Source organism: Methanofollis sp., from assembly GCF_028702905.1.
In the GTDB taxonomy this organism is placed as follows: domain Archaea; phylum Halobacteriota; class Methanomicrobia; order Methanomicrobiales; family Methanofollaceae; genus Methanofollis.
Genome location: NZ_JAQVNX010000137.1, coordinates 1 through 4,422 on the forward strand (window position 1 = coordinate 1; position 4,422 = coordinate 4,422).

General features: G+C 63.1%; 5 protein-coding genes. All 5 read right to left on the reverse strand.

Translation table 11 applies throughout. The features are described 5' to 3' along the window. Nucleotides 1-425: hypothetical protein (locus tag PHP59_RS11500; protein ID WP_300167134.1), on the reverse strand; the 425-nt coding region annotated here is incomplete at its 3' end. Continuing rightward, on the reverse strand, nucleotides 426-1,673 hold the full coding sequence (locus PHP59_RS11505) for a DUF58 domain-containing protein (protein ID WP_300167136.1): 1,248 nt from the start codon (nucleotides 1,671-1,673) through the stop codon (nucleotides 426-428). A 36-nt stretch (nucleotides 1,674-1,709) separates the two neighbouring features. Then, on the reverse strand, nucleotides 1,710-2,699 hold the full coding sequence (locus PHP59_RS11510; protein ID WP_300167138.1) for a MoxR family ATPase: 990 nt from the start codon (nucleotides 2,697-2,699) through the stop codon (nucleotides 1,710-1,712). Continuing rightward, a complete protein-coding gene (locus PHP59_RS11515) occupies nucleotides 2,684-3,559 on the reverse strand; it encodes a DUF4350 domain-containing protein (RefSeq protein ID WP_300167140.1) in 876 nt (291 codons plus the stop codon). The genes PHP59_RS11510 and PHP59_RS11515 overlap by 16 nt, the downstream gene beginning before the upstream one ends. After that, on the reverse strand, nucleotides 3,556-4,422 hold an 867-nt coding region (locus tag PHP59_RS11520; RefSeq protein WP_300167143.1), incomplete at its 5' end, for an ABC transporter substrate-binding protein. The genes PHP59_RS11520 and PHP59_RS11515, both read right to left, overlap by 4 nt.

The following is a 4,422-nucleotide window of genomic DNA, read 5'->3' on the forward strand; positions in this document are numbered from 1 at the left end:
GTTCTGGCCCATGAAACAGCAACGAAACCAGTCCCTGCAAGGACTGTCAGGGCGAGTGAAGCCAGGGGAAGGGCCGCATGTCGCATACCTGCCAGGGGAACGGCGAGGAGGAACAGCAGCACCGAGAAGACCAGATAGGCCTCTCTCTCGCCTTTCGTGGCAAAGCAATCCAGTTCGACGCCTGCACAGGCGAGGACAGGGAGCATGACGGTGACGGCCCAGAGAGGGGAGGAGAGGCCGGCCGCAACTGCAACAAGGCACCCGGTACAGAGGTGCAGGAACCACCGTCCCTCCGCAGTCCGGGTCAGGGCCACCACACCGATGTACGCGGCGGCCGCCGCAAGTCCCGGGAGGTACTCCCCGCCGGCGATCGCGGCCAGAACCCCGGCAAGCACGACGGCTCCCTGCCAGATCCTCAGGTCCATTCAGATCACCTCCACCTGAAGAGTGCGGCCTGCCCCGACCTCCCTTTCCACATGCCCCTGCTCCTCTGCCGGCACCCTGAGTCTGACGCCGAGTCCTTGATGGAGCGCTTCCATGACGACCTGGGAGAGGTGGCTGCAGTCACCGCGGCCGGTCGCATAGATGACGACCGCCGCGGCCCTGGACGAACGCATCGCCCCGGCAACCGCCAGCCTGAAGGGGAGAGGACCTTTTTCACCCCCGAAAGTCGGAATGAGAGAGATGAGGCGCCCCCTGAATGCCCCCTCTCCACCGGCAGGGGGGGCGCGGACCCGTGCCCGCACACTTGCCGGGTCCAGGTAGCGGTAGAGATGGCCGGCCCGTTCAATCGGTCGGATCGCAGCAAGGGCGGCAATAAATTCTTTTTGTTCCGGGGAACCCCGTACGTACGTGACAATCTCTCCTCCAGAGATAAGAAGGAGCGGGCAGGCGTCGAAGTGCGTACAGATCCCTTCGGCTTCCCCGCTGGCGGCGATCGAGAACCGGGCAAAGTCCTCCGCCCGGGGGGAGTCATGGAGATCGGGAAGGTCGATGATGACCAGAGGCGCACCGCCGCTGAGGCCCTCGGGCTCGCGGATATAGAGAGACCCAAACTTTGCCGAGAGTTTCCAGTCGATACGAGCCAGGTCTTCGCCAGGGATGTATTCGTGAAACCCCCGGATATCCTCGCCAGCAAGGAGGGACTGCCCTCCCCCTTCGCCCAGACCCTCGCCGATACCCCGGCCGTACCCCTGTTCCCGGATAGATTCGGGGACAACACGGAGGAAAGGCAAACAGAGATCAGAGCGGCTCACCCTGACCGTTCCCGAGAAGAAAAGGTCACGAACGAAAAGGGCAACACCTCCGAAGGAAGTTTCGCCGGCGGCCATAGGCCTGAGGACGTACCTGATAGAAATATGGCCAGACTTCCGTTCTTCGGCGACCTGAACTCCATCGAGGATCGCAACAGCCGGCAAAATGTCCTCCGCACTGACAGAAAGAGGAAAGGAAGCGTCGTAGGTAACGAGTGTCCTCACTGGCAGGCGGCCCCCCTGCCGTATAATTCTCTTCCCTGCCGTCCGTTCAACAACCACCGAACTCACAAGGGCCGTGACGGCACGGCAAAAAAGGGCGGCCCTGAAGAGTATGAAGAGAGCGATCACACCGGAAACAGCAACCCCGGCAATATCGTCAAAGAGCGCTGCATAGACGCCAAGGGTCAGGGCAAGCACTCCCAGGCCCTGCACCGCGGGACCGGCCCTCACAGCTCAGGACACCTCGACGATCTGGAGAATCTCGCGCACAACCTCCCCTGTCGTCACATCGCCGATGAGGGCCTCGCGTTCGAGGATGAGGCGGTGACCGAGAACAGCGGGCGTGACCGCCTTGACGTCGTCAGGAATAACATAGGTCCTCCCCTGCAGGGCGGCATGGGCCTTCGCACCCCGCAACAGGGCAAGGGAACCGCGGGCGCTCGCGCCAAGCCTGATATCTCCGTGGGTTCTCGTTGCAGCCACAATATCGGCAATGTAGCGGAGGATTGCCTCGCTGGCGTGGACCTGCCTGACAGCACCGATCATCCCGGCTATCTCTTCTGGAGTCATGAGAGGGGTGAGGGAGGCTTCGTAGTCTGTCCAGCGGAGGCGCCCGGCCTGGTCGCGCCGCAGGATCTCGAGTTCATCGTCGGATTCAAGATAGGAGAGAGGGAGGCTGAACATAAACCGGTCGCGCTGTGCTTCCACAAGAGAGAACGTCCCCTCAAATTCGTAGGGGTTCTGCGTCGCCAGCACGATATACGGCTTCGGGAGAGGGTAGGTCTCGCCGTCGATCGTCACCTGATGCTCACTCATCGCTTCGAGGAGGGCGGACTGGGTCTTCGGGGTCAGGCGGTTGATCTCGTCGACAAGGAGAAAGTTCGAGAAGACCGGCCCCTTCTGCAGCACAAACTTCCCGGTCTCCGGCGAAAAGATCCGCACCCCCAGGATGTCGGCCGGCTGGACGTCCACAGCACCCTGGACCCGCTTGAATGAGGAGGAAAGAAGGTGTGCCATGATCTTCGCGATCGTCGTCTTCGCCGTCCCGGGAACTCCTTCAAGCAGAACTGCACCCTCGGTGAGGATACCGATGAAGGTCATCCTGATGAGGGGTTCGTTGCCGACCACATAGCGCTGCACAGTCCTGAGGATCTCGGCATAGGTGCCGGCGATCTCGTTCACACTCTCCTCTGTCACGTCCATGCCATCTACTTCCCGTTCCATTTTCTGGAATAACATGCAGCCGCAAAGATAAATAGTGCGGCGATCCCGATCTGAAAAATGGGCCGCTCCTTCACCCACCTGACCGCCCCGGGTACAGGCCCTGCTGTTGCCGTCCTGCTCCACCCCTGATCGACGAGAAGCACCGGGCGGAGGGTGAGGAGATTCCCAACGAACTGCCTGTTGTCCTTCCCGGTGCCTGCCATTGAGTTGAGGAAGAGGCCGGGGTCGCCGATGACGATCAACTCCCCCCCGGCGACCTTTTCGCGGGCGCAGACGGTGGAGCGACCGATCACTTCGTCTCCGTCGATAGTGGTGTTCCCGTCTGCGTCGACCCAGGAGAGGAAGGAGGTCTGGAGGAGGGGATCGCCGCCCTCCAGCGCCGCGGGCCTGTCGAAAAGGACAGCCGAGACATTCAGGAGAAGCGAGGCATTTTCAACAGGGTACGCCGTGACCGCCGCAGGGGTGCTGTATTCCCGGTCCACAGAGACGACAGGACCGGGGAGGATCCGGATCGAGGCGCCGAGTGCCCTGAGTGCGGCGTCGCCGGCCCCGAAATCGTCGAAGAGGATGATCGTGTTGTTGCGCGCCAGGAAGGCGCGCCAGGCCGCAACCCGCTCCGGGTCCGGGGGGCCTGAGGGGGCGATGACCAGGAGCGTGGCGTTGTCGTACCCTGTGAGGTCTACAGGGTCGCGGATCTCGTGCACACCCTTCTCCTCAAGGAGGGTGAAGAAGGAAGACGTGCCATTCCACTGGACGTTATAGCGGCTGTACTGGTCGTAGGAGGTGGTGAGATGGACTCCGGCGACAAGGAGGAGGACCAGGAGGGCGGCCACCGCAACAAGAGCACCGCCCCCCCTCATCTCACTCCTCCAGAAACATAGGTCCCCGCGGGCCCGGAAAGCCCCTGGAACCGGGAGAGATACTCTGCCTGGACTGCGGCAGGGTCGAGGTCGGCGCACCGGTCAGGGTGGAACCATGCGGCGAGGTACTGGCGGCCGATGAAATACTGCGGCCCCTCGACAAAGGAGGCGTGGATCACGAAGACCGGCCCGGTTTTTACGGCCTGGGTACCGGACCAGCCCGGTCTCCTGCCGATTGCATTTCGTACCTCGATGAAACGGACGGGGATCCGGTCACCATACCCTCCCATCAGGTACGGCTCCCGCCCGACGAGTTTGACAATATATGCAGGGTCCACAGCAAGGACCGCAGTGTCGCTCACCTTTTCGGTGCTGCTGAAGGCAGGACGGCCGCCAGCGGCTTTGACCTCCTCGCAGAGGGGCGTCCCCTCCCCGCACGCGGTGTAGTCGACGACGTCCTCGGCATAGACGACCGGCGCCTCGCGCGGGGGGAGACTGGCCAGGCAGGCGCGCACCCGCCCCTCTTCCTCGTCGATGAAGCGCGAGAGAGCGGCGGCACCGTCGTTCAGGCCAAGAAGACCTCCAAGAGCACTGACTTCCCGGAGATAGGATGCGGGGGAGGAGCAGGCGACACGCACGACAGGAAGGCCAACCTCAGAAATGGCCTGCGCGGCATGGTCCCCGCCTGCGCCCGCCTCGACGAAAACGGCATCGGGATCGAGAGAGAGGAGCGCGGCAGTGTCGGGGTGTTCAGGGCTCCCGACCGCCGCACGGCCCACGACCTCGGGGAAGAAGGCCGAGGCCTGTGCCGTGGGGGAGTCGATCCCGACAACATTCTCCATCGGGTACCCGATCGAGCGGAG